Origin of the sequence: Bizionia gelidisalsuginis (genome assembly GCF_008086185.1) — a bacterium.
Taxonomy (GTDB): Bacteria; Bacteroidota; Bacteroidia; order Flavobacteriales; family Flavobacteriaceae; genus Bizionia; species Bizionia saleffrena.
Genome location: NZ_VSKN01000014.1, coordinates 1 through 25,499, shown reverse-complemented (window position 1 = coordinate 25,499; position 25,499 = coordinate 1). Strand labels below are relative to the sequence as shown.

Here is a 25,499-nt window from a genome sequence, read left to right as displayed (position 1 = left end):
ATTTTATTAGTTTTTTAGACCGCTAACGTCTTTGATTCGTAATTCTCCGCTACCAACAGCGACTTTAAATTTAGCAAATACTGGTATTTTGTTTTGATCTGCCGATAACCATAGGAAGTTACTGTTTCCTTTTAAAACATCGTTACCAATAACGTTTAGTTTTAGTTTGTAGCATTGCATTTTACCAAGTGCAGTGTTTAAGGTTTCTTTACCCATCATTGTAAAAGAAAACTTGGTTTCTTTGTTATCGAATAACACCGTAAACGTATCGCTGGCACCTACTGGTGCTTTATGGATATCTAAAGTACGTAATTGATATAATGTGGCCATAATATCGCGTGTACCCGCTGTAATAGTAACGGTACTATTACGGTCCCAGAAACCAGATTCGAAATTCTTGCTTTTCTTACGCAGTACACTTTTTACTGTTCGGGTTTTGTGGTTGTAGTTGTACTTAACGTATTTATAGTAACCCCCTTCGTTAATTTCTCGTTTGTATAAGTATGGTGTTACTGTTTTTGGGCTTACGTAACTTTCGTATAAATCGCGAATTTTAAAAAAGCTATCCCATTTAGAATAGGTTGTTGCTGTCCCTTTTAATCTCAAAAGTGTTGCCGATGATGTTTTTACCTCGCTAGTTTCCATCGTTACCTGCGCTAAATCTGTCATTAAACCAGACATATTGTAAGACGCCGTAAAAGTAAGTTTCTCTCCTGCTATAAACGCGTTATTCTGTGCCTCTATAGAGAGACTCGTTAACAATAATAACACAATAAGTAATCGTTGCATAAATATAATATTAGTCTTTTAAAACGGTTAATTAATCATTTATTATTCCAAAGGTATTATTAAAATAGTTTAGAAAAAAGCGTAGAAAATAAATACATAAAACGACCAATACATTATAGATAGTTAGTGCCTAAAATAATCTTAGTTGTTAATTTTTATCCATATTGATTTGTTAAATTGTCCACTATAAAAAGACTCCAAAATACTATTTAGTTTGCTTAGCTTTGCAACTTTTATAACCCTTTTTTTAAACTATGGATTCGTTAACACAAATAGTATTAGGTGCCGCAGTCGGCGAGGCCGTTTTAGGTCGGAAAATTGGTAACCGTGCTATGTTATACGGAGCGATAGCAGGAACCATTCCTGATTTAGATATTATCGCGTCTTTTTTTACTAATACGGTTAGTGCTCTGGAAATTCATCGTGGGTTTACCCATTCTATATTCTTTTCGGTTGTTTTTGCACCTGTTTTCGCGTGGCTCGTTACCAGATACGATAAACATAAATCTATAAAAGATTGGTCGTGGTTGTTTTTCTGGACCTTTATTACGCATCCTATTCTAGATGCGCATACTACTTGGGGGACACAGTTGTTTTGGCCGTTCGACTTACGACTAGCCTTCAAAACCATTTTTGTTATCGATCCGCTATACACGCTGCCTTTTTTAGTATTTCTAATTATGGCGCTATTGCAGCATAGAAGTTCTAATAAACGGCGTAAGTATAATCGTTTAGGATTATTAGTGAGTACTTTGTATTTAGCGTTAACCTTTGTAAGTAAGGGGATTGCTTACAATATGTTCGAAAATGCGTTAGAAGAACAAGGAATTGTTTATAACGAATTAGAAACTAAACCCGCACCATTTAACACCATATTATGGTGTGCGAATGTAGAAACCGATAGCCACTATTTAATAGGCTATTATTCTTTTTTCGATTCGCAGCCCATTACATTTATACCTTACCCTAAACATCACGAATATTTAGGAGATTTAATCCACTCCGAAAAAATACAACGTATGATTGCCATTTCTAAAGGTTGGTACACGATAACTAAAAAAGAGGGGGATTTATACTTTAACGATTTGCGCTTCGGGTTATTAAGTATTCAACCGGAAGCTAAAAATTTCGTATTTAGTTATTTAATTGCTGTTGCTAAAGATGGCGACGTCAGTTTAATTGAGGCGCCAAAAGGCAGTCGAGAAGGTAAAAAGTTACTGATTGACTTATGGCAGCGCGTTAAAGGGAATTAAGGTGCTTGTTTATAGAGTGGTTTTATAAGGTATAGTTCTTTAATATTCTGTAATTCAAAAAATGAAGGAAACTACTTAAGTTTCTTAATTCAAGGAGAGTGGTAGTTAGAAAGTGCTGTGAGCCAGTGAGTAAACACTTGGTTTTTATTTCTTGCGTATTTTTTCTATACTCCTTTCCCCTTATCTTTTTTGTACAATAAGATTGCGTTTAATTTTTACTTAACAGGTTATAGATTGTTCATTCCGTTAAGGTTCGTATCCTAATTTAATAGCGCGTAAGCTTCAACAGTTGTAACTATCTATTAGATCCTGAATTGAAGTAAGAAACCAATCAATAGACAACGGCCTATATGTAATTGTTTTCATACAGATTGATATGGTAATAAAATATAAAGTCTTATCTTATATTGGAGTAATCTCAAAAGATTATTGTATCTTAATACCGATTATAAACCCGTAGTTTACTGCTTTAAAATTTGTTGAATTATGAAATCTCTTCACAATCTTTTAAATAAAATTACCATACTTACTATGCGAATTAAGACGGAATATCCAGAATTGTATGTGCATTTAGATGAGGATCCTATTACCATACCATCGTTGCAGCATCCACATATGGATAGTGCCATTATGAAAGAGTATATTTGTAGCTTGAAATCACTGATTAAATCGCATTTAAAACCACATCCTAATCACTAATGGCATATATTGACTACTATAAAGTTTTAGAGGTGTCTAAAGACGCTTCAGATAAAGACATAAAAAAAGCGTACCGAAAACTCGCCAGAAAACACCATCCCGATCTTAACCCCAACGATAAAGAAGCTGAAAAACGATTTAAAGAAATAAACGAAGCGAACGAGGTCTTAAGTAATTCTGAAAATCGGAAAAAATACGATGCTCATGGTGAACATTGGCAAAATGCAGAAGCTTACGAACAAGCGCAGAGACAGCAAAGCAGGCAACAGTATGATAGACAGCGGGGGTCGCAACAGTCTGGCGATGATGAATTTTCTGATTTTTTTAGTTCGATGTTTGGCGGACGTTCGCAATCTCGAGGGCGACAGGTTAAGTTTAGAGGTCAAGATTTTAATGCCGAATTACAAATCGATATTAAAGAGGCTTATACCACCCACAAACGAACACTGACTGTAAATGGTAAAAACATTCGTATTACTATTCCGGCAGGAGTAGAGAATGGGCAAGTCATAAAAATTAAAGGGCACGGTGGCGAAGGTGTTAATGGTGGCCCTAATGGTGACCTACTCATCGCTTTTTCTATAAAAAATACCACTGTTTTTAAACGGGATGGCGATAACTTGTATACTTCTGCCGATTTGGACTTATATACAGCGTTATTAGGAGGAGAGTTAACAGTAGACACCTTTAACGGTAAAGTGAAACTAACGATTAAGCCAGAAACACAAAACGGAGCAAAAGTAAAATTAAAAGGTAAGGGTTTTCCGAAGTATAAAAAAGACGGTCAGTTTGGCGACCTATTTGTAAGTTATAACGTTGTAACACCAACGACGCTTACCGATAAGGAAAAAGAACTCTTTACCGAACTCTCAAAATTACGATAAAATGGATACAACACACCTAATTTCTATACAACAGTTTTGTAAGCATTATCAAGTTCCCATAACATTTATTAGTGCGTTACAAGAGTACGAATTGGTTGAAATTACGATTACCGAAACTGACCAATTTATAAAAACAACACAACTTAATAATGTTGAAAAAATGATGCGTTTGCATTATGATCTCGATATTAATTTAGAAGGTATTGATGCGATTTATAACTTATTACAACAAGTTGAAAAACTTCAAGGAGAAGTATTAAATCTTAGAAATAAGTTGAATACTTACGAGTAATTGCAGCTCGTTTAAATTTTTAACATATATACTGTATTGAAATTTTTAAAAAGATTGTGTTTAACTGATTGCAATCAGTAATGAAAGGTATTTAATTGGGTAGATAAGCGTTTCCATAATGAGTATAAAGTAAAATAATTAAGAATGAGAAGACCATTAAAAGACACTGAAAACTTAAGGCTTTTAGCCGATAATTATATTGGTAATTTAGCATATATATCACAAAACAAACCGTTTGTAGTGCCTATAACTTATTTTTATAATAAAGAGAAAAATGCTATTATTGGGTATTCGGCAATGGGACACAAAATACGAGGAATGCGCGAAAACCGTGACGTCTCTTTGTTGGTAACCGATGTGAATTCAGTAAGTTCTTGGAAATCTATTTTAGTCCACGGTACCTACGAAGAGCTCTCTAATAGCGAAGCAAAAGCACAAATGCACACCTTTTCTTTAGGCGTGAAACACCTTGTGGTAAATAATGAATTTAGAACGGTAGATTTTATTGAAGAATTTTCTAGTAAAATAGATACCGCCGATTATCCTATAGTTTTCCTTATTAATATTGATGAGGTTACGGGGAGAATACGCACGGAGTAATTTTTTAATTGTCGATTTAGTTTGTGTTAAAATATGAGAGCATAGCGCTTAGATAAGAATTATAAATGTATGACTATACTTTATTTGCACGGTTTAATGAGTAGTAATCAATCTAATAAAATTGAATGGCTCAAAGAGAAACATCATGTATTCAATCCGCAGCTTAATTATAAGAAGGATTCAAAGACCATATTTGCCGAATTAGAAGCGATCTGCGAGAACACTATTGTGCATCTCATTATAGGAAGCAGCTTAGGTGGATATTTAGGTTATCATATTAGTAATAAGTTTAATATACCAAGCTTACTTTTTAATCCAGCCTTAGAACAAACCACTGCAGAAAAGCCAGATGTTAATTGCGTTAATAACACCAATGTTTTACACACCATTGTTTTAGGTGAAAACGATGACGTTATTTCGCCTATTAAAACACTTCAATTTTTAGAAAATAGAAACTCAAATTTTGTTCACTCCTATGCCCCGACGGGGCACAGAACACCCTTTGAAATTTTTAAAAAGCACTTTAATTCGCTTTAATAAGTTACTAATTATAGGTTGCTTTATGGAGGTAAGCAATCAAACATATGAGACTTTATAGCACATTTAAAAATATCTGTTATTTTTCCCTGGGTAAACTGAATGTAAATTGCATACCGTCTTCCAGACTGATTGCCTGTAAAGACAAAAATAGGCTCATTACACATACAGCCCGTACAAATATCTGTAGACAGGTTAAGATAAGTGTCTCCAAGATTTTGTAGTGCGTTAAAAATATACTGCTGGCGGTATATAAAAGCTGTTTTTTTCATATCCTGATAATACGTCCCATTATCTAGGATGTCGTTTAAAGTATGATAATCCATATTCTGAAAAGCATCTATAACTTGTAATAAATGTAATTGTATCTTTTCGGTGGTTCCTAGTTTTTCAATTAACGCTACAGCTTCCATAAATATCAGTTTTTAATAAAGCTAATAAATAGATGTTATATACTGTAAATAATTTTAATAGTTATTGCGGAATATTTTTTTAAAGGGTTAACGCCTTTAAAGTTTAAATAATGAGTTCTAAAAGAATAGCCACTCGAAATCGACCTCTCAAAGGGGGAAAACTCCTTTCTGAGTGTACTACACAAATCTCCATTTTAAACCTTCAAATAGAGTCTGGAACTGTGACGGTACGAAATTTGTAGACCAGCATTTTTGCGTATTATTTTAATGTCCACTAATACAACCTATTGTGGCCTAAAACTTATAAACGATTCTAAAAAATCCAACAAATCACTTATTATTATTATTATTATTATAAAGTGAGTCTGTAAACACGTGTTTAAGTGCTCTTTTGGCTTATCACAGGCGTACAATAGGTATTACTTGGGCTGCAAAGTGTTTTTTTCTTGGAGTACTGAAGCTAACGCCACAATTTTTTTTCTAGTTTCAGCTCTTTCTAAAACCTCTTCTTATGCGATAGGAATGGATATTAGAAACGTTGCTCCTTCTCCCATTCCTAGGCTAAAGGGTTCAATAGTACCATTATGTTTATTCAAAATCTTTTTGGTCAAATATAAACCTAATCCAGTGGAGGGTTCTCCATTTACACCTAAATGGCCGGGTACAAATTTACTAAACATTATTTTTTCAGTATGCGTGTCGAATCCCATACCATCATCTTTTATCTTAATGTTTACGCTGTTTATATTCGTTGTTCCAGAGATGTGTATTTCACCGTTATTATTAGAAAATTTAATAGCATTATCCAATAAATTCTCAAAAACTTGTCTTAAAGCAATAGAATGTCCTCTAACTTTTATACCGCGAGGAAAAGAGTTAATTACAGACACCTTTTTATCAGCAAGGCGTTTATTTTGTCCATCAATAACGGTGTAAATGAGCTGTGATAAATCTAAATCTTCAAAATTATTTAAAACAACTTCTACATTTTTAGACCTCAAAATGTTAAGCATTTCTTCAAGAAACTTTAGTTGTTTATTGGTGATTTCTTTCAACATCTTTAAATTTTCAACGCGGTGATGAGTATCGTGCCCATCTTCTTCTAAAAATTTTATAATTTCGATAGACTGAAGTACCGGTGTTCTTAAATCGTGTGAAATGAGTTCGGTAACCTCCTGTTTTTCTATATCCACCTCTTCTAAGCATTCAATGGTGTATTGGATATTTTGTAACAGTTGTCCAATCTCATCAGAATAATAATTAGGAAGATCGGGTACTATATGGTGCTCTACGTAATTACTTAATGCAACCTTCCCTTTTATGATAGGGTCTAACAATGAGTTTAGAATTCTTAAGGTTATTACTGTAGCGCCTAGAGTTAACCCTAAGGTTATTAAAATAAATCCAGTGATAGAGACCGAAGTTGCAAACAACACATAACCAATAATACCTAATAAGGGAATATGAATACCTATGAAGGCTACGAATAAAAATTTGTAAGAGTACTTTTTTAGAAATGATAACTGAGAGAGTCGGTGATAGGTTTTCATAATTATGTAATACTATTTAACAGGGAGACAATTATAAGAGCTATTTATTTTTTTAAGATTGATACTCGTTGGTTTTTTCTAATTAAAGAAAAAGAATTTCTTTATATAAGCTTTATTTTAAATCGTAAGCAACCAAGATAAGGCTTTTACGGCACGTTTTCTAGACGTGTAACATCTTCACCACAATAGAATCGTATAAAAGTTTACGCATAAATAAGCTAAATTTTTATCTAAATGCGCAAACTGAGCTCACTATTTTTTAATAATTTAATACTTCATTAAAACCAAATTGTATGAGTAAAGATAGAAAAAACCCCAAAACGGAACACGAAAAAGAGCTATATCAAAACGCTACAGACGAAAAGGGAGCTCAGAAAAAGAGCCATTACAATCAATATGGTAAAACCAATGATGAGCGTAAAAAGAGATCTGGAGGAGAAGAAGAATAATAACTATGGTACTACTGATCATATAGTATCAATAGTACCATTCGTATTAATAAACAGTTTCTATAAAATATTCAATAGGTTTGAATGAGCCACCATTACTGTCTTCTGCTGAACATGCTGTAAGGCATACAATAAGGTCCATACACGCTTCAAATTGAATTAAATCGCCTGCTACAGACGTTGGCGGAAGCACTGAAATCTTACCTTCCAAATCAAATTGAACATTCATAAAGATGTTAAAGGCATTTGGAATATCGTCAAAATCAATACCAAAGGGTTGCAAGTTTTTATATAGGTTTTCTAGGCAACTTGGATGATACCCTTTATGGTTGTACATAACCTCGAAAGTTTCTTTGCTACAAGGTGCGAGCAAAAAATCATTACGACCATTAGTATCTTTAATAATTTCGACCATTTTGTTAGAGCGGTTACTCCAAAGGTAATTGCTTGTTGTTATTAAAATGGATTCTTCAAAATCTAGAGTTTTACCAGAAGATACTTTTTCTTTAGTGTCTGCACTATTAAAAAGTACCATATCGCTTACTTGCTGTCCTTTCGGGTCAATTACAGTTAAAATGTCTCCTTTCTTTAGCTTGAAAGCTTTGCCACTTTGTTTTGCAATAGTAATTTTCTCTTTCATATTTCTTTTATGTTTTTATTTTTTAGTATGGAAAGGACATTTCCAATCACTTTCAATAGCCCTTCCGCTGTATTGTTTTGTCTCGGTGTCATTACCAAAATCTTTAAGCACAGGGTTTATATATCCTTGAAGTTTCTGATCTCTTTTTCTAATTCTTTTCTTTATTTTGCTGTAGGTTCCCATTTCTCGTAATTTCTCAAATTGCCAATGTAAATTAAATACTATTGTCGTATGTGGACTCTGCCTTGCTATTCTAGAGCTATTTGGGTGAAGGCCTACAATGTAAAACGCTTTGCCTTTAAGACTAAGACTAAACTCTGAACTATCTGGATCACTACTAACTGTAGGGTCCCAGTCGCAATCGTCTATATCGTGAAGCTTCTGTAATACGCTCCATAATTTGTTTTCAAACTCTAATTCTGAAGTAAAATGGTCATTCGGAAAAACAGCCATAAAGGATTCAAATTCGTTAGACTCAAAATCGTATTGATTAATATATGCTTCCAAATCGTTTAATACTGCTTTTAAACATACATTGTCGTTTAAAGAATCATAAACTTTTAAATGGTAATTATTCATTAAAAACACTGTTTTCGCCATCACGCACGGATGTTTCTGCTTTAATACAAAATTTTTATAATCGTCTTCAATTGCTTGAAATGATAGGTGAGCGACGTTACCTAAATCAGCCATAAATTTATAATTTGTTATACGTTTAATGTTAAGGTGCAGCGTCGCTATTTCTAGTGAGAGCGGCACGCAATTACGTTCTAATTTGCACAAAACTAATAAACAAATGTTTAATGGGTTTACTCTTTAACAATTTAATTTATCTCAAAACAACTTACTAAAACAGTATACCATTTAACATTTATATGAGCAAAAAATTAATTGATAAGAAGTAACACTTCAGCTTTAAGTATCCTAATTTTGTAACTTAAAACAAAAGAATTATGGACTTAGAAGAAGTGTTTTGGTTAATTGTATCTGTACTTGGAGTGTTTTCATTAATAATTTTTATAACTCGTGTTTTCGGATTACGAACGTTTGCTAAAATGTCTAGCTTTGATTTTGCATCTACTATAGCGGTCGGTTCTGTTTTAGCATCTACTATATTAAATAATGATTATTCTTTAACTAAGGCTGCAATTGTGCTCGTAACGATTATAGGTTTTCAAACTCTGTTTTCTTTCTTCGTTAGAAAAAACAAGTTCTTTAAGCAATTGTTTACTAATAAACCGCAAGTTATTATGTGGAATGGCGAAATTCTTTACGATAGGCTTAAAAGTTGTAATGTGGGTAAAGACGATTTAATAGCTAAATTGAGAGAAGCAAATGTGCATGATTTCAAAGAAGTAAAGGCTGTTGTTTTTGAGAGTACGGGGGATGTTTCTGTGATTCATAATGCTGAAAACAAAGCATTAAATCTTCAATTATTAACCGATGCCAATATTCCAAATAGCTATGATGAAGTTTCTTAAAACAAACAAAAATGCAATCTATGGGGGCGCAATGGCTACTCTATTAACCGGTTTAGGGATTTTTCTTTTAGGTAATGTTTCTGGTTACGAAGCAAAGCACTTGTTAACGGTATCTTTAGGTGGTTTAAATATGTTATGTAATACTATTGTACTGGCCACGGCAACTATTCTGGCGTTACTTTTAACGCTGCTAAGTGTTAGTTTTGGTTCTAAAAACACTTTAAAAAACACACATTATTATCAGGTTTTAAATATTGCTAAATTCGATGTCATTTTATTTATTTCGGCTTTAATTCTTTTTCAATTTTTCAACATTCCAATCGTAGAATCTGAAAACGTACCGACGTCGTGGTTTACTGCAATCTATTGGGCAACTCTTGGTTCTACTTCTATTATTAGCGGAATGATGATCACCGTTATTTTAATGTTATACAATGCCGTAACTAATTTAATTTCTATTATTGGTTTAGGGCAGGACCATCCACTATTGTCTAAAGAAGATATCGACGGTACAGATGATGAACAAAATTAAGATGTTGAATATGCCGTAAAATTAAATTGACGTGCTCTTTTTGTAGCATAAGGAGGTTTTATTTACAACTGTAAGTTACGTTTTGCGCAGCTTGGCAATAGCCTTTTGGATAGTTAGGTTTATAATTTTCTATTGTGAAAGAATCAGGTTTAAAATGAGTTACCAATGAAAACAGGTTTAGTATGGTTTAAGAATGATTTAAGAGTTTACGATAACGAAGTGCTCTGCCAAGCAATTCACCATTGTGATCGTTTGCTATTTTTCTTTTCTGTAGAACCTTACCTTTTTGAAATGCTAGACTTGGGCTTTAGAAAAGCAGGATGTAATCGATTTAAGTTTTTAGAACAATCGGTTTTAAATTTACAGAAAAACTTAGAATTGTTGGGCGGACATCTCATTATTAGCCCTAACAGTGCTGTTACAGAAATACCGCAGTTAGTCAAGCAATACGGTATCACCGAAATTTATGCAGAAGAGGACTCTGCGTACGAAGAATTGAATATTAAAACCAAAGTAATACATCTTTTACCCGATGTCGAGTTCCGTTCTTATTGGGGTAAAACCTTATATCATATTAACGATATTCCGTTTACCATTCCCGTTATTCCTTTAACGAGTAAAGCATACCGAATTCCCGTTGGAAAGGAAAGTGTACCGCGACCTACTTTTAAAACGCCACAACATAGTAAAGGTCACTGCGACGTTACGTCAACGGGTTTTCCGCTACCTACCATTTATGGATTCTCAATTGTGGAGTATAAAAATGCTCAGCCTTTTTTGGATGGAGGAGAAGATGCGGCCATTAATAGGTTAAAGTATTACACTTTCGACTCTAAATTATTAACAGGTTACCGATGGTCTCGCAACAAATCGATAGGCTTAGATTATAGTTCTAAACTTTCGCCTTATTTAGCGCTTGGTTGTATTTCTCCCCGATTAATATTTAAAGCCGTTAAAAAATATGAAGCTAAAGTCGCTAAAAATCAAAGCACATGGTGGATTATCTTTGAACTGGTTTGGCGTGATTATTTCACCTTTAAAGGAATGAAAATGGGAAATGCTATATTCTATTTGAAAGGGTTTAAGAATAAGGATTTAGAATTTGAGAATAATAAAGAACATTTTCTAAGATGGCAAAACGGAACAACAGGTATTCCGTTTATTGATGCACATATGCGCCAATTAAATAGCACAGGATATATGAGTAATAGGGGTAGAGTAAACTGTGCTAGTTATCTTGTTCACGATTTAAAAATTAATTGGACTTGGGGTGCAGCCTATTTTGAAAGCACTCTTATCGATTACGATGTTAGTGCAAATTGGATGAATTGGCATATGCAAGCTTTCGAAATATATTATACAAACCCGGTTCATCAAAGTTTAAAATATAAATCTGAGGACTATATTAGAAAATGGATTCCAGAATTAAATCATATTACTGACTCTAAAATTCTCGCCCCTTGGTTGTTTGATGCCGTTAGTGGTAAAACCAATTACCCGCAACCCATTGCGATTTATAAAAAGTGGTCGCGGTCTATAAACCGGATTTTAGTAGCGGTGAACTCTATGGATTAATTTAATTTTTATTTTGAGTTAAAACTACAAATAACATCTTAGAATTTAATAGAAAAGATATGCCATTGATAATAATAATAGGCTAATCTTGTTTTATTACCCCATACACGGTCCATAAACCAATCCCATTGCATAATATTACAAACATAAAGGCACTAACGACTCCAGCTTTTTTTGTCCGGAGAGCCTTAACTATCTGGAGATAATCGCCAAAGAGGTAAATACGCCAGCTGCAATTCCTATTATGACCTCCATCGGCATCTTTTAATTTTTGAGAAGAATGCTTTGATTGATTGATTGATGCAATGCTTCATATAAGACTGTCTCCATACTGCGATTTCTGATGCATTATCAAAATTATCTAGAATGAGTAAAGTAACAAGCGGGCTAGCATCTTATTTTATTTTAAGTCTCTAAATAAACTTGGGCTAATTTTAAACTTTTCTTTAAAAATTTTAGAAAAATAGCTAAAGCTTTTAAAACCTACAACAGAAACTACTTCAGAAACATTTAAATCTTTTTCCATTAATAACTTTTGCGCCGTATCTAATCGTGTTGTGGTTACGTATTCATTTACTGTAGAATGGTATAAATATTTAAAGGCTTTCTGTAACTTGTTAGGGTTTAAACCTGATAATTTTGAAAGGTTTGCAACCGATAATTCACTATCTAAATTTTCAGAAATATATTTAGATAATTCTTCCACTCGGTTTAATTCGTTAATTCGAAGGATTCTACTTTCTGTAAAACCTAACTTATCATCCCGATGTTGGATTAATTGTTTGATGAATATTTGAAGACCAATACTTTCTAAGTAATATTTGCGTACTAGTTTTTGATTTTCATATTTAGCAATACCATCTAAAAGCGTCTTAAATTCTAAACCATAGTAACCTTCATGGTAATACGTATGATCTGCTTTTAAATCTCTAAATAATTTTTGAAGATCTTCAGAGATGCCGTCTAATTCACACTTAGAAGTTTCAACAAACACTTTCCTATTGATTTCTAAACTAACGATTTCAATGTCCTTATCTTTTTCAAAGAAGAGCAAATGCCCATTATTACTTTCACTAGCGACAATGGCACATTTGTATTGTGCTATTTTATGTGCGGCAGTTTCATTTGCAAAACGATGATTTACAGGGCCTTTTAAGGCATATATAAATTTAACAGGGTGCACATCATCTATTGTGAAATCTATTCTAACATCCTTAAAAAATTTACACTTATAATTAATAATACCTAATCCGTTGTCAAAATTAACGCCACGAATCTGACCTATTCCTATCGTTGGAGGGAGATCGATAAAATATTCATCGCAATTTTCGTGGAACTCTACATCAAAACACTGGGCTAAACTTTCAATAACTTCTTTTAGTGGTAATGAGTTTACTTTGCAAATTTTCATAAAGGACTGTGTGTTTTTTTAAAATTAAGGATGTCTAAATATTTAGACATCCTTAAATCTACACTATAAATATATGCTTTTTTAATTTATGAAGTTGGGTTTGTAAATCTATTATAATTCTATCCAGGCGCCTAGCATTGCAGCCTCAGCAGAAAACACCACTGTAATAATTAACCACCAAGCTGCTGAAGCTGCAGTTTTTCTAGCGTGTTCTGCTTGAATAACTGCTTTTCTCTTCGTCATTTCTAATTGCTCTTGTGCTTTTTGCTCAATTTTCTGTACTTTAGATTTAATCATTTCAACAGTATTATCTAGCTTAGAAGAAATGGAATCAATTTAACTTTCATCTATATGTTTGTTATTAGTTACTAAAGCTTTAATGGTATTACTATCCATTTTACTTAATCTTGCTTTAATTATATCGAGAGAGTCTTTCGGATTACCTAAAATACTGCTTATATCTTGTTTTAAGTCGTTATAATTAAGTTCTTTACGTTGTGTGCTATTAAAGAATTCTGCGATAGCGTTTTCTGCGCCTTCCATTATAGTATTCATATCGCTATCTTCAAAAGTCGTTTTCACGTTCGAAATGCTTTCTTCAATTTTATCGGCATAATTCTTAAGTTTATTTCATCTAGCGACGTATTTTTATATAAGGTTTCAATAATACTGTCCTTATTTAAATCGGCAAACTTAGTAGAGAAAATAGCGCCAATAGATTTAGGATCCGACAGTATTTTGTTAAAGTCGTCAGTAAGTTTTGCTCCCGAAAAAGCCTCAGGCGTAATTTTAGAAAGATATTCCTTTACTTGCTTAATAGTGTCGTTAATTTGAGACTCTTCAACTGGCGTTTTTTTAGTAATAGCGACCGTTACCACTTTAGCTGTAGAACCCTTACTTGTACACGCATTTTTTAAATCTGATAAAATAAACTTTAATTTATTATCTTTTTCATTTGATTCATTATCACTAGAAGTATCGACTTTATCAACAGCTTTCGTTAGTACTTGCTGAATAGCCATATATTTTCCCGAGCTATTCGAGGATTTGCTTTTACCCGCTATTTTATCTAGACCTTCTTTTAGCGTATCGTAGTTGGGCATTTTATCATCCACTTTTGTAAGGAATTTATCTAAAACGTTAGAGAGATCTGTAGTATTTAAATTAACATCAAATTCTTTTCTAATTTTATCTATAGATGACCCGATTACGTTTTCAATTTTCTTTTCATCAGATGTTGCAAAAAGTTGTTTAATAATGTTTGCCGACGATTTCAAACCAGAAGTAGCTTTGGTTACTAAGCAGTCAATAAGGGTATTTACAATTTTAGTCTCTATGTAAAAAAGTATGAGGAAGAATAGAGCCCAAATAACTAAAGCGACTGTTAAATTTGAAGCTAAATAACCAAAGAAACTTAAATTTAAGGCTATCGCAGAAGCGCCAAATAGAGAAATGGCGGTAGTAAGTAAACTCCAAATGCCAAAAGCGCTACTTATTTTAACTCCGGCTGCTGCCTCATAATCATCGTAATCTTGATTGTATGTGTCATCATTATTTTTTTCGTTATCTGAGGGTTTAACCTTATTTTCAACATACGTTTTTTTTAAGTTACCAATCATATTTATTCCTAAAGCCACAGACAGTGCTGTTAAAATAATTTGAAAAATTAAAGCGAGTAAAACACCAGCTATAATGGCAATAAAAAAATGAGAATTAATGGTAGAAGTATCAATTTCTACGCGATTGGTTTGTGCAGCGTTGCTCAAGGAAATTAAGAGCATTTTTACGGTGAAAAGCGATCGTTCCATATTATTCTAGTTTATAGTTCGATGCTATTTTCCAGAAAAATTGCTATAACGATTTGCAGTTTAACATTTTAAATTAGCTTAAATAGAACTAATTTGAAGTAGTACAAATGATAATGGATATTTCTCAGTATTCAATAAGAAAATATATGGGTATTTTAAAGGAGTAAATAGGAAATGAAAGCAGACTTAAAGTCTCAATTCAATTCAAAACAAAACAAAAATAAGAACAGTCGATTAACAACTGTTCTTATAATTAATTGATTTTATCACTTAGAGACTATAAAAAGCATATTTTAAAAGGTTTAAAATTCAGACCTTCTGCCTAGTTTTTCTTTTTGGTTTCAGGAGTTTTCTTTGTAGAATCAGTGTTGTGTTTAGAATCAACTTTTTGTTTATTATTACCTTTCACGTCCTTTTTGTGATCTTCTTGTTTATTCTTGTCGTTCATAATAAATTGTTTTAAAATGTACTTCGTTGTACTACAATAAAGGTGGTTAAAAATTCCCTATAAGTTGTTACATAATTAAACGGCAAACTTACATAAGTTACAGATTTTCTAAATTTTCCTTTCTTAGTTCGCCTAAACTCTTAAAAATTGAAGGTGTTGACCCCGTAATTTTCTTAAATTGATTTGATAAATGCGCGACGCTGCTGTAGTGAAGTTTGTGAGATATTTCAGTAAGATTTAATTCGTTATCTAATAGAAGTTCTTTGGCTTTCTCTATTTTATGTTTTATTATAAAGTGTTGAATGGTAATACCTTCTGCCTCTGAAAATAAATTGGATAGATAGGTGTAATCACAACCCAATTTCTGACTAATAAAATAGGAGCAATTAACTCTTGGAATATCTTCAGAATGATGTATCATTTCAATAATTACTGTTTTTATTTTATCAATTAAAATGCTTTTTTTATCGTCTAATAATTCAAGGCCAGAAATAGCTAAATTTAATTTCAATTCTTGTTTTACTGCATTAGTAATGTTCTCTTCAATTTCGACAGTGCCAAGTTCTATGCGTATATATTTTAAGTGTAGTCTTTCTAACTCATATTTTACCATGAGCTTACATCTTAAACTTACCATGTGCTTAATATAAAGTGTCATCTTTTAATATTAATTTATAATTATATCTTATTAACTAAAGATAGGTGATAAAAAATAGTTAATAGGATTAAAAGTTATAAAAATTTTAGAGATTATGAATTCTTTATATGTGTTTAATATTAAGTCTTTTATATATAGAAAAAATTAAAATAAGTAGTGTTAAATATATAAGGAAACACGTGAGAATTAAGATATTCAAGAATATATTTTTTGTTAAAATGCTTATTAATAATAGGTAATCAATAAGATCGCTAGTCACTGTTATTATGTGAGTAATTTTGTGAATTTTGATTACAGTTGTGCGTTGAAAATGTTTCTGATTGTCTTACTAAGTGCAACTTTAAAAAGAGTCTAACATATTCTTGTGATGCTTTTAATTTAGCTATTGATAAACGTTAATTGCGACCTCACTAAAAAATTATATGTGCAAAAAAAAGATGAATATAATAATGAATATTATTAAATTGAGAATTAAAAAGACTAATTAAAACATAATTTTAAAGCCTATAATCCCCATTAGACCTGATAGCGTTCCTAAGGCTAAACCCTACCATAGCGTCCTATCAAAATTAAAAATGGACCATAGCAATTCATAAAGACTAAGAAAAAGCGCACCCAATAGAAAATGAGCCAACCACGCCAGGTTCTTATAGTTGCGATCCAAATCGCGCTAAAAAAAGTCATACTGAGCACAGAGAGAACACAAGAGATAATGAAAATCATATTTTTCAATGTTTTTTAAAACAATATGGCATTAGCGTTTAACATCTTTTAAAAGCCAGTTATCGATGGAGTCATTATTTTCTTTATGTATTACAACCATTTTACCTGTCGTTTTAAAAATCACGGCTTTAACCTCCGAGAGCTTTATTACGTTAGCTTACCTAAGTTTAGGGCGTAAATCGCCTTCTGTAACTCTTACAGCTTTCATATTGCCCCTTAAAATGAGTTGACCTTCCATTAGTAAAGTGGGTTGATTGTTAATTAAATTTCTAAACCAATGGTAGCGTCTAAAGTAAGCCGCTAGTAATTGTAAAGTGTATATCATTAATAAACCTAGCGCTCCTTCTATAAAAGACACCGATTCAGATAAAATAGTGGTCGCTGTAATGGAGCCCACTTCCACTGTCATAGCAAAGTCGAAACTGGAGATTTTAGAGAAACTTCGCTTTCCAAATAACCGTGTATAAATAATAATGGCGGTATAATATCCAATACTAGAAAGTGCAATTACAAATAACGAAAATGCAGTATGATCTATTAATTCATTAAATAAGTCATTGACATCCAGTATATATATTGATAAAGTGCCATAATTGAAATAAAAGTAGATGTCATTCTTAGAGATTTAAGCGTAGATTTTTAAAATAATTACGTTTTAGAACAGTAAACAATATTTAATTAAGTACATATAAGCGCCTTTTAAAAAATAAGTTAAATTTATAATCGTAATGAGATTTAACTACTAAATAAGGTGATTTAAGAATTAAAAAACGATACTACAAAAAAGTGATAGGAGTAAAATACGAAACGCGTTTTGTACTTAATAATCTAAATTTTTAAAAAATTAAGTAGTAGCGTTCCCCTCTCGATTTAGTGTAATATCGTTTTCTATTAGAAATAAATTGCTATGCTGGCACTTTAGCTGCTATAGGCATTCTATCCCAGTTTCTATGCTTTGCTATGGCATTAATAAAACCGTTCACTTTTTCATTTACAAAAATGGCGTTGTCGTTTTTATATTTTGATACGAACGTAGTATCTAATAAGTCTTCTCCTTCATTGTCGACGGCTATAGCTTTACAATGTTTAAAAGTTTCATTTATAAACTTTATATATTTTGGTTCTTCTTTCAACATTTCAATAGATTTTTTGCCACCCGGAATATAAACGGCATCAAAAAGAACACTTTCCGTTGTCATAATTGAAGCATCTACCTCGTGTTCCATATTTTCATCACACCTAATTGTTCCACCATGAGGTGCTATAATTTTCACCATCGCGCCTTCCTTTTCCAACGCCTTTTTGTACGCTGTAAAATCACTCATAGAGAATCCATCTGAAGCCAAAACGGCAATTTTGCGTGTAACAATACTATCAAATTTAGTTGTCGACTGGCTTAGAGACGGCGCCTTATCTAGATAATTCTTTTGTTTTGGAGGCTGGTGTTTTTCTACTTCGGCATCTGCTCCAATAGCTTGATTAATAGGTTGCTCTATGGTATTCGGTACTTTAAGTCCTAATCCTTTCGCAACTTGTTGAGACAAGTCTTTGTTAATTTGTGCAATAAGCCATAGCATACGTTCTTTAATATGTTTGTGTTTACACTTGCCTAACTCGAAAGTATACGCATCAGCAACGTGCTGTTTTTCCCAATCGGCAAGGCTTCTATAAAATAATGCGGGTTGAGAAAAATGATCATTAAAACTTTCGCTTCGGGTTCTTATTTTTTTTGCGTCTATACGTTCTTCGTAAGAATTGAAAGCACCTTCGGCCATTTTTGCCATATGCGGACAACCACCACCAAGAGAATTTGGGAAATAGGCGGTTTGTCCTTTAGGAATATCCATTTGCATTTGCCCATCTCGCTGGTTGTTATGCGTTTCGACAATTGGTCTGTTTATTGGTATTTGATGAAAGTTAGGACTTCCTAACCGCGATAATTGGGTGTCGCGATAAGAAAATAAGCGGCCTTGAAGTAACGGGTCGTTTGTAAAGTCTATACCCGGAATAATGTGTCCAGGAAGAAAAGCGACCTGCTCGGTTTCGGCAAAAAAGTTTTCAGGATTTCTATTTAAGGTCATTTTACCTATAATTTCTACCGGCACCAATTCTTCTGGGATGAGCTTTGTAGGATCCAATAAATCGAAGTCGAATTTATGTTCATCCTCTTGTGCAACAATTTGAATTCCGAGTTCCCACTCAGGAAAGTGCCCCGCTTCAATAGCGTCCCATAAATCTCTTCTATGGAAATCTGAATCTGCGCCATTAATCTTCACGGCTTCATCCCAAGTTACAGAATGCACGCCTAACTTTGGTTTCCAATGGAATTTCACAAAATGAGATTCTCCCTCAGAATTTATAAGTCTAAAGGTGTGTATTCCGAAACCTTCCATCATTCTTAAACTTCTCGGGATAGCACGATCACTCATCGCCCAGATATGGTTATGAAGCGTCTCTGTAGTCCGCGACACAAAATCGTAAAAGGTGTCGTGCGCAGAAGCTGCTTGAGGAATTTCTTTATTGGGTTCGGGTTTTACAGCGTGCACTAAATCTGGAAATTTCATAGCATCTTGAATAAAAAAGATGGGCATATTGTTACCTACTAAATCCCACGTGCCTTCTTGCGTATAGAATTTTACTGCAAAACCACGAACATCTCGCGCTAAATCTGGAGACCCTTTAGAACCCGCAACAGTAGAGAATCGAACAAAAACCGGTGTTTTTCGATTGGTATCGGTAAAAATGCCTGCTTTACTATATTTTTCAATGCTCTTGTATAATTCAAAATACCCGTGTGCCGCACTTCCTCGAGCGTGAACAATGCGTTCTGGAATGCGCTCATGATCGAAATGAGTTATTTTTTCGCGAAGTAGAAAATCTTCTAAGAGCGTAGAGCCACGTTCTCCCGCTTTTAAAGAATTGTTAGTGTCGTTAACCTTTAAACCTTGATTGGTGGTCATTACTTTATTCTTAGCGTCTTTTTCAAATTGCTTTAAATCTTCGGTTTTCTTGTTTTGAGAGTTGTCTTTCTTAGCCATTTAAGTTGTAGTTATTTGTTAATAAGTGCTTTGCGGTAATGAATTTACAAATTTTTTTCCTGAATTGTTATCAAATTTTTAGCGTTTTTAACGTATAATGGTTATATAATAACGCTATCGACCATTGTACGGATTATGTCATTCTTATCATTATCGTTATTTTTATTGGTGCTATAATTCTCTATTATTTTGGTATACTTTCGAAATAATTTGGGGTGTTACAATACTCTTTTCATTAATTTCTGGACTAAGCCAAGATTGTATAACTATAGAACTTGTAGCGTTACACGCTTGCAGCCCGTAAGAGTACGGTCTACATCCAAGCGTATGTGTAAAAGATAAGTTGTGTATTGTGGGCTGTACTTTTCCAGTGGTAGAAAGTAGGCGATAAGCAGCGTCAATTTCAATGCCTCCCGTAAGTAAGAAAAGGTCGTTTTTAATCGATACAACGTGATTGCGATCTATGGATTGGTCTAAATCATTGATTGAATGCGCACCTTCAAACTTAGCTTTTGCCTTGCTTACAATACCAGATTTCACAATAGATTGAAACGGATAATTCGCCAGTTCCACGTTATCGTTTCCCGAACAATTTATAAACATATCGTACGCTTTTGTTTGCCGTGGTCTTTTGTCTGTTGTAATTTCAATCGTGGTTTTATCCGTGTTCAAATTTTCGATACGTTCTACGTTACCTGCTATTAAATCGATAACGTCTGCCTTGTAAAGTGCTATTAAAATTTCAGCAGAATCTAGAGGTAATGCAGCAATCACATTCATAAGAAAAGGTTTAATTTCTTTTTTTAAGAAGAGGTGGTCTTCTGCCGACAGTAATTCAGCGTGAAAATTTAAACAATACATTACATCGTCTAACGTCTCCATCCAATGAATAGGATTATCATTTTCTACAGAATCGCGGGCTTTAATCATTTCTAATTCCATTCCTTTAAAAGAATCTATGTAGGTATGATTTTTAGCCATTGTATCTATAAATTGCTGACATCCGAAACGGTCATTTGAAAGTAAATTTTGTAACTCTATATTCTTATCCTTTTCGAAGGCCTTAATTAATGCTGGACGGCACACAGCATCAAAAAAGGTTTCAATTCTCAAAAAGCCATTATCATTAATAAGTGATAAGATGTGCTCTCGGTTGGTGTGTCTATATATTTTTCGGAAGGGTTCAATTTGTTCATATTGTAAATGAGGCAGCCAACCATTTAAAGCATGTAAAATAAATTTTAAACCTTTAGCGTCCTCATATAGCCTATATTTTAATCCCTCTTTCGTTGTGCTAAATTCTCCGTGGCGATGGGCCAAAGAAGTAACAACGTCGAATGCACTTAACGAAGCACCTAGAATGCCTATTTCAAAATTATAGTACTCAGTATTCTTCGGTATGATTTTAGAAATTGGCCAAGGCGTCGCAAAATAACCAGTACTGGGTTTGTCGACGTCTTTCCAGTGATGTCCCGTCGAAATTAAAACCTTCGAGAAAAAATAATTTATTTTCTGACTAACTAGAGTTACGGATTTATTATTAACTTTAATATCTGTGACGGGACTATTAATTAATTCTTTTATGTTAAAACCAGCACGTTTTAAACGGTGAATAATTTCATTGTATTGACTATGAAAATAAGCTCCTAGAGCTAGGCGACTATATACTTTACTGTCATCGATGGGGAAAGATGTTATATTAAGGGCCTTTAGTGATTCCTTATCTTGAATGCTTAGCCAGTTAGCAAAAGGTTGAGTGAGTTCTGGGATTTCTTCTGAAGAAATATTCGATAGATTGTATTTATCGGTAGTCTCAGCATTATACGGCATACCAACACCCATTTTATTTCCACTTTCAAAAATGGTAATATTTTGGAAGTCCTTTATTAATACAGTTTCATGATCTAAAATATGTTTTAGACAATATAGTGCTGTAGGGCCAGAACCAATAATGGCCAATCTGAGTGTGCTCATAAAAAGAGTTGTTTTACTTAATCTGCCGTTTTATCCGTAGAAATAAGGACGTATTTTATGTCTTAAAAGTTGTAATACAATGCTTATTATAGTCATTATTTATAGTATTAGATTGCGTTGATTACTATTTCGAGGTTCGCCTAATAAATGAGTAGTAAACGGTGTGTTATATATTAAGTTGAGTAGTTAGTGTGTTAATTTTAAACACTATAAGTCTTTTTGGTTTTTGCTAAATATTTTATAAAAATGAGGCATATTACTATCTTAATTAAAACAATTATTAGCTTATAAATCATATAATTATAAGTAAATAAACTAATGAAAATAACGACCTAAATAGAGAAATTCTTGATTCGAGGACGAAAAAAGGAAAAGATAGTAAAAGGGCCATAATGAAACCGATGATTCGCATAACGACGGATGGAAACCAGATAATTAAAACGAAGAAAAACAACCTATTATAATAAATGCCAAGCTAATATAAATAGTCTTGGCATTTTTATTAATGTGAAATTTAGCTGTAAAAATTATCCTCTCAGTATGTAAATGGGTGCATTTAGGTGATTAAACTTCTTTATTATTCCCGAAACTATCAAAACCTATTTCACAATTCAAATAAAAGAGTCTAGCATACGGCGCATTCCTAAACCAAACTCTTAATATTTAAATTGAGGTATAAATCAAAATTTAATGAATGTCTTCCAAGTAATCGGCTTTGTTATAACTAGCTTGAATAGCGTCTTTCTGTTTGATTAAGGTGTCTCTAACAGGAAGGCTTATTTCATAATTATTTAAGATATCCTCATAATCTTCTATAGCAGCTTTTTCGCCTGTTTTAACCTCTTCTAACATAGATTCATCGTTATCTATAGAGAAGAGTGCTTTTGTATCGATCCACGCTCTGTGGATTGATCCAGAAACGCTACCATCTTTTTCGCTTACTTCCATACCTTGAGTTCTTAAAGCACTGCTAAGTTCATTAATATAACCGCTTCTTTCTAGTGCTTTCTGATTAAAAAAAGTCTTTAATCTTGGGTTTTCAACATGTTGTGCCACTTTTTTAAAACCTTTTTCTGCATCATATGCTTTTTCCAAAAGTTCATTTAATTTGTCTTTCGTCTTGTCGTTAAACATTGCCATAATAATCTATTAAATTTACGGTAAGAAATTTGATGCCTACCGAATTCATCACTTTAGTCACACTAAAATTAGCTGCTTAAAAGAACAATTGTTAATCCAAATGAAACTGTTATTTGCTCATCTGGGTTCGGAAGATTTTGGGTCATTTTTAAAAGCTTTCTACCACTTGAAGCAAAACTCCCCTTTTTCCGGACAATGACTATTTCAAAATGCTATTTTTCTGTTTTTATCTATAAATGAAGCGTCTATAGTAGCCTTAAAAAGCTATATTAAATAAGGCCCTATTGTTTTTCAACGTTATAACTCAATTTTTTCTTAAGAATTTTATCATTGATTAAAGGTTTGTTGCAATAAAGACAGCTCAGCTATAACCCTATACAACAAACATTTTAAAGTCTGATTATCTGGAACATAAATCAGTGTTATGGTTTATTAAAATTATTTTTAGCCATTGGTACACCTTAGTCTTTTGGTTTTACTTCCATTGTTGAGGGGGTGGCTAAAAGCTATAATCAGTTTTAAGGTAACCAATGTTACAGTGCGCGTATTATTTTAAGCCTATCTTCGATTTTGAAATCAAAATTTAATTTTAAAAAAGAAAGTATGAAAAATCAGTTTTTAATGATCCTTCTTATTTTTATCGGGTCTGTTTTATGCACTTCAGTAGCCGCACAGTCAATAAGTGTTACCGCTATTGAGAACGCTGTTAAAAAGGATGGGAAATACGCTATGCTTGTTTCAAATGCGCGCTATTTTCAAGCAGCGGTGAGAACGGGGGTCGGACTCAAGGCTAATAACCAAGATATGGATTTTGAAGTGGTGTTAATTGGCCCTGTAGTTAAAGATTTAGCCACAGATGAGGGGTTGAAATCTACTATTGAAGCCGGTAAAAAAGCGGGTATTCGCATCGTTGTTTGTGAAGCTGCTATGAATTATTTTAAATTAAAGCATAAAGATTTTCACCGTTCCATAGCATTTACACCCGATGGGTTTATTTATATGTTTGGTTTGCAGGAAAGCGGATTTAAAACAATTACGTTATAACCGATAGGAGATTAGGCTTAAGAAATAGCCGGATTCTTAAAACGTGAATCCCTTTTGAGGATTCTTATTTTGAACCCTAAAAAACGCTTGTATCTATGGGGTGCAAGCGTTTTTTTTGACTTAGTGTCAACTCTAATCCTTTTTTTGGAGATCTCCAAAGTTACGAGTTGGCCTATTGGAGAAGTCAGCAGAAGTCATAGTACTTAAGGGAAACGAGGTGGGAGAAAAAGCCCATAGGACTCACAATTAAGGAAGGACGGAACAACGTTCTCTATTAAATTCGCATAGGAGCAAATTTTTGTAGCCTATGCTTAAAATAGTAGGTAGCTTCAATTGGTGTAAAGAGCAATTGTTGAGATGAACGTTGAACCGCCGTATACGAGACCCGTACGTACGGTGGTGTGAGAGGCGCACTGGCAATCATTCGATTGTCAGCCGTCTACTCGATTGGCAACTGGCTTTTATTCTTCACTAAATTCAAACCATTTCTTTTCCATATAAACTGTATCAATTAATGTCCCTTTTTTTAGAATGGCAATTTTCATAAACTCATTTTCAGTTGATAAATACTTTAATTTTATATTATTCATTGATTGAGTATGGTAGTATGAACCATATTTGCAATTGTAAGGATTGTCCTCAACATCTTTTGTGAATACTGAAATTAAAATCAATTTTTTTGATAAACTATCTTTTTCTTGATAACCAAAGATTTTGATTTCGCTATTTATATTTTGAGGTATCCAAATTGTACTATCTTTTTCAATGTATGCTTTTGAATAATAAGTTGGGTCTAATTCATATTTTGATTTAACTGAACCTGAACATACATCGCCTTCCTCAATTCCATCTAACCAAATTTTTAATTTTTCAGTTCGCTCTTCAGTTAACTTTCCCAAAAAATAGGAAACACACATTGGAAAGACGCTACCATATTCCACTCGTTTGTCTTCAGCTGGGAATTTCATTTCCAATTCCGCATCTCTGTAAGAAATCCAAATTCTTTGCGTTTTTTTAAGTCGCTCAATAAAAATCGAGTCAGTTTTATATTCAGTTATTATTTTTTGGTAAACGTTGTTTAGTTCAGCATCTGCTTTTCTAAATTCGTTATTCGCTTCATCATTCATTTCCGATTGAGTTTGCGAAAAACAAGTCAAATTAAAAGTCAGAAATAATATAAATAGTATTCGATTCATTTTTCAGCGTTCTGTTTTTTAGCTTGTTGCCAACGTTGTTGTGTATGATTAGTGGCGTGTTTAAGCACCTAATTTAGCAAATAAAAACTGAATAGAAAATCTGCAAGGATTTTCGTAAGTAGGCGATAACCAGCCATTAATTATACACGGTGTGTGTGCCCAGTATGGGCATCTTTAACTTACAGCAAAGTAAGTAATTAATCTAGAGGGTGCAAGTCCCTTATGCGCTGGGGTAACGCCTAGAAGCATTAGTAAGTCGCAAGGGTGGTAACTGCAAAGTTACATCTGAAGAAAGCGAGACTACAAAACTCGGTACTGACGAACAGAAACCGTATACAGAGGCCTATTTATTCGGGTAAGCAACC

General features: G+C 33.2%; 27 protein-coding genes. 11 read left to right on the top strand and 16 right to left on the bottom strand.

Going from position 1 to position 25,499, the window contains the following annotated elements; all coding sequences use genetic code 11:
• Window positions 1-6 precede the first annotated feature (6 nt).
• Entirely contained in the window at window positions 7-789 is a 783-nt protein-coding gene (locus ES677_RS10650; RefSeq protein WP_148381229.1) for a DUF3108 domain-containing protein, read from the bottom strand.
• Between the two features lie 254 nt (window positions 790-1,043).
• On the opposite strand from ES677_RS10650, the gene ES677_RS10645 reads away from it, so the two are divergent.
• The 6 genes from ES677_RS10645 to ES677_RS10620 all read left to right on the top strand — a co-directional run bounded on the left by ES677_RS10645 (window position 1,044) and on the right by ES677_RS10620 (window position 5,054).
• Window positions 1,044-2,042, top strand: coding sequence for a metal-dependent hydrolase (locus ES677_RS10645; protein WP_148381228.1), 999 nt, complete (start codon window positions 1,044-1,046; stop codon window positions 2,040-2,042).
• A gap of 486 nt (window positions 2,043-2,528) precedes the next feature.
• On the top strand, window positions 2,529-2,741 hold the full coding sequence (locus ES677_RS10640) for a hypothetical protein (protein WP_148370693.1): 213 nt from the start codon (window positions 2,529-2,531) through the stop codon (window positions 2,739-2,741).
• The gene (locus tag ES677_RS10635) at window positions 2,741-3,625 is read left to right on the top strand and encodes a DnaJ C-terminal domain-containing protein (RefSeq protein WP_148381227.1); all 885 of its coding nucleotides are present in this window, start codon (window positions 2,741-2,743) and stop codon (window positions 3,623-3,625) included. Before ES677_RS10640 ends, ES677_RS10635 begins: the two co-directional genes overlap by 1 nt.
• 1 nt (window position 3,626) lies before the next feature.
• Entirely contained in the window at window positions 3,627-3,917 is a 291-nt protein-coding gene (locus ES677_RS10630; protein WP_148370695.1) for a chaperone modulator CbpM, read from the top strand.
• Between the two features lie 144 nt (window positions 3,918-4,061).
• Window positions 4,062-4,517 (top strand): pyridoxamine 5'-phosphate oxidase family protein, encoded by a 456-nt coding sequence (locus ES677_RS10625; RefSeq protein ID WP_148370696.1) that lies wholly within the window; start codon window positions 4,062-4,064, stop codon window positions 4,515-4,517.
• A 69-nt stretch (window positions 4,518-4,586) separates the two neighbouring features.
• Window positions 4,587-5,054, top strand: a complete 468-nt coding sequence (locus ES677_RS10620) for a YqiA/YcfP family alpha/beta fold hydrolase (RefSeq protein ID WP_148370697.1) — start codon at window positions 4,587-4,589, stop codon at window positions 5,052-5,054.
• A gap of 23 nt (window positions 5,055-5,077) precedes the next feature.
• Here the strand turns inward: ES677_RS10620 and ES677_RS10615 are convergent, their stop codons facing one another.
• Both ES677_RS10615 and ES677_RS10610 read right to left on the bottom strand, forming a co-directional pair.
• Window positions 5,078-5,467 carry a hypothetical protein gene (locus ES677_RS10615; protein ID WP_148370698.1) on the bottom strand — a complete coding sequence of 130 codons (390 nt, stop codon included), beginning with the start codon at window positions 5,465-5,467 and terminating at the stop codon, window positions 5,078-5,080.
• A gap of 509 nt (window positions 5,468-5,976) precedes the next feature.
• A complete protein-coding gene (locus ES677_RS10610; RefSeq protein ID WP_148370699.1) occupies window positions 5,977-7,017 on the bottom strand; it encodes a sensor histidine kinase in 1,041 nt (346 codons plus the stop codon).
• A 293-nt stretch (window positions 7,018-7,310) separates the two neighbouring features.
• On the opposite strand from ES677_RS10610, the gene ES677_RS15315 reads away from it, so the two are divergent.
• On the top strand, window positions 7,311-7,466 hold the full coding sequence (locus ES677_RS15315) for a hypothetical protein (protein WP_170234461.1): 156 nt from the start codon (window positions 7,311-7,313) through the stop codon (window positions 7,464-7,466).
• A 46-nt stretch (window positions 7,467-7,512) separates the two neighbouring features.
• Here the strand turns inward: ES677_RS15315 and ES677_RS10605 are convergent, their stop codons facing one another.
• Window positions 7,513-8,106, bottom strand: a complete 594-nt coding sequence (locus ES677_RS10605) for a DUF1989 domain-containing protein (protein WP_148381226.1) — start codon at window positions 8,104-8,106, stop codon at window positions 7,513-7,515.
• Between the two features lie 15 nt (window positions 8,107-8,121).
• Complete coding sequence (gene gntA / locus ES677_RS10600; protein ID WP_148370701.1) at window positions 8,122-8,799, bottom strand: guanitoxin biosynthesis heme-dependent pre-guanitoxin N-hydroxylase GntA; 678 nt, start codon at window positions 8,797-8,799, stop codon at window positions 8,122-8,124.
• Between the two features lie 260 nt (window positions 8,800-9,059).
• Here gntA and ES677_RS10595 point away from each other — a divergent pair, with 260 nt between their 5' ends.
• The 3 genes from ES677_RS10595 to ES677_RS10585 all read left to right on the top strand — a co-directional run bounded on the left by ES677_RS10595 (window position 9,060) and on the right by ES677_RS10585 (window position 11,694).
• The gene (locus ES677_RS10595; RefSeq protein ID WP_148370702.1) at window positions 9,060-9,587 is read left to right on the top strand and encodes a DUF421 domain-containing protein; all 528 of its coding nucleotides are present in this window, start codon (window positions 9,060-9,062) and stop codon (window positions 9,585-9,587) included.
• Entirely contained in the window at window positions 9,571-10,119 is a 549-nt protein-coding gene (locus ES677_RS10590; RefSeq protein WP_148381225.1) for a hypothetical protein, read from the top strand. The genes ES677_RS10595 and ES677_RS10590 overlap by 17 nt, the downstream gene beginning before the upstream one ends.
• 165 nt (window positions 10,120-10,284) lie before the next feature.
• Window positions 10,285-11,694 carry a DASH family cryptochrome gene (locus tag ES677_RS10585; protein ID WP_148381224.1) on the top strand — a complete coding sequence of 470 codons (1,410 nt, stop codon included), beginning with the start codon at window positions 10,285-10,287 and terminating at the stop codon, window positions 11,692-11,694.
• Between the two features lie 400 nt (window positions 11,695-12,094).
• On the opposite strand, the gene ES677_RS10575 is transcribed toward ES677_RS10585, so the two are convergent.
• From ES677_RS10575 to ES677_RS10535, 10 genes are all read right to left on the bottom strand, one after another.
• On the bottom strand, window positions 12,095-13,105 hold the full coding sequence (locus tag ES677_RS10575; protein WP_148370705.1) for an AraC family transcriptional regulator: 1,011 nt from the start codon (window positions 13,103-13,105) through the stop codon (window positions 12,095-12,097).
• Between the two features lie 111 nt (window positions 13,106-13,216).
• Window positions 13,217-13,402: a hypothetical protein gene (locus ES677_RS10570; RefSeq protein ID WP_148381223.1), complete on the bottom strand. Its 186-nt coding sequence runs from the start codon at window positions 13,400-13,402 to the stop codon at window positions 13,217-13,219.
• Between the two features lie 39 nt (window positions 13,403-13,441).
• Window positions 13,442-13,687 carry a hypothetical protein gene (locus tag ES677_RS10565; protein ID WP_148381222.1) on the bottom strand — a complete coding sequence of 82 codons (246 nt, stop codon included), beginning with the start codon at window positions 13,685-13,687 and terminating at the stop codon, window positions 13,442-13,444.
• Window positions 13,684-14,913 (bottom strand): hypothetical protein, encoded by a 1,230-nt coding sequence (locus tag ES677_RS10560; RefSeq protein ID WP_148381221.1) that lies wholly within the window; start codon window positions 14,911-14,913, stop codon window positions 13,684-13,686. Before ES677_RS10560 ends, ES677_RS10565 begins: the two co-directional genes overlap by 4 nt.
• A gap of 322 nt (window positions 14,914-15,235) precedes the next feature.
• Window positions 15,236-15,361, bottom strand: coding sequence for a hypothetical protein (locus ES677_RS15805; RefSeq protein WP_262712723.1), 126 nt, complete (start codon window positions 15,359-15,361; stop codon window positions 15,236-15,238).
• Window positions 15,362-15,458: 97 nt separating this feature from the next.
• A complete protein-coding gene (locus tag ES677_RS10555; RefSeq protein ID WP_148370708.1) occupies window positions 15,459-16,019 on the bottom strand; it encodes a helix-turn-helix domain-containing protein in 561 nt (186 codons plus the stop codon).
• A gap of 880 nt (window positions 16,020-16,899) precedes the next feature.
• Entirely contained in the window at window positions 16,900-17,211 is a 312-nt protein-coding gene (locus ES677_RS15850) for a DUF421 domain-containing protein (protein WP_394349295.1), read from the bottom strand.
• A gap of 436 nt (window positions 17,212-17,647) precedes the next feature.
• Entirely contained in the window at window positions 17,648-19,780 is a 2,133-nt protein-coding gene (locus ES677_RS10545) for a catalase (RefSeq protein ID WP_148381220.1), read from the bottom strand.
• 171 nt (window positions 19,781-19,951) lie between these two features.
• On the bottom strand, window positions 19,952-21,754 hold the full coding sequence (locus tag ES677_RS10540) for an FAD/NAD(P)-binding protein (protein ID WP_246124496.1): 1,803 nt from the start codon (window positions 21,752-21,754) through the stop codon (window positions 19,952-19,954).
• Between the two features lie 687 nt (window positions 21,755-22,441).
• The gene (locus ES677_RS10535) at window positions 22,442-22,894 is read right to left on the bottom strand and encodes a ferritin-like domain-containing protein (RefSeq protein ID WP_148370710.1); all 453 of its coding nucleotides are present in this window, start codon (window positions 22,892-22,894) and stop codon (window positions 22,442-22,444) included.
• A 603-nt stretch (window positions 22,895-23,497) separates the two neighbouring features.
• On the opposite strand from ES677_RS10535, the gene ES677_RS10530 reads away from it, so the two are divergent.
• A complete protein-coding gene (locus tag ES677_RS10530) occupies window positions 23,498-23,938 on the top strand; it encodes a DsrE family protein (protein WP_148370711.1) in 441 nt (146 codons plus the stop codon).
• Window positions 23,939-24,399: 461 nt separating this feature from the next.
• Here ES677_RS10530 and ES677_RS10525 read toward each other — a convergent pair whose 3' ends face one another.
• A complete protein-coding gene (locus ES677_RS10525) occupies window positions 24,400-25,134 on the bottom strand; it encodes a lysozyme inhibitor LprI family protein (protein WP_148370477.1) in 735 nt (244 codons plus the stop codon).
• Window positions 25,135-25,499: the final 365 nt, after the last annotated feature.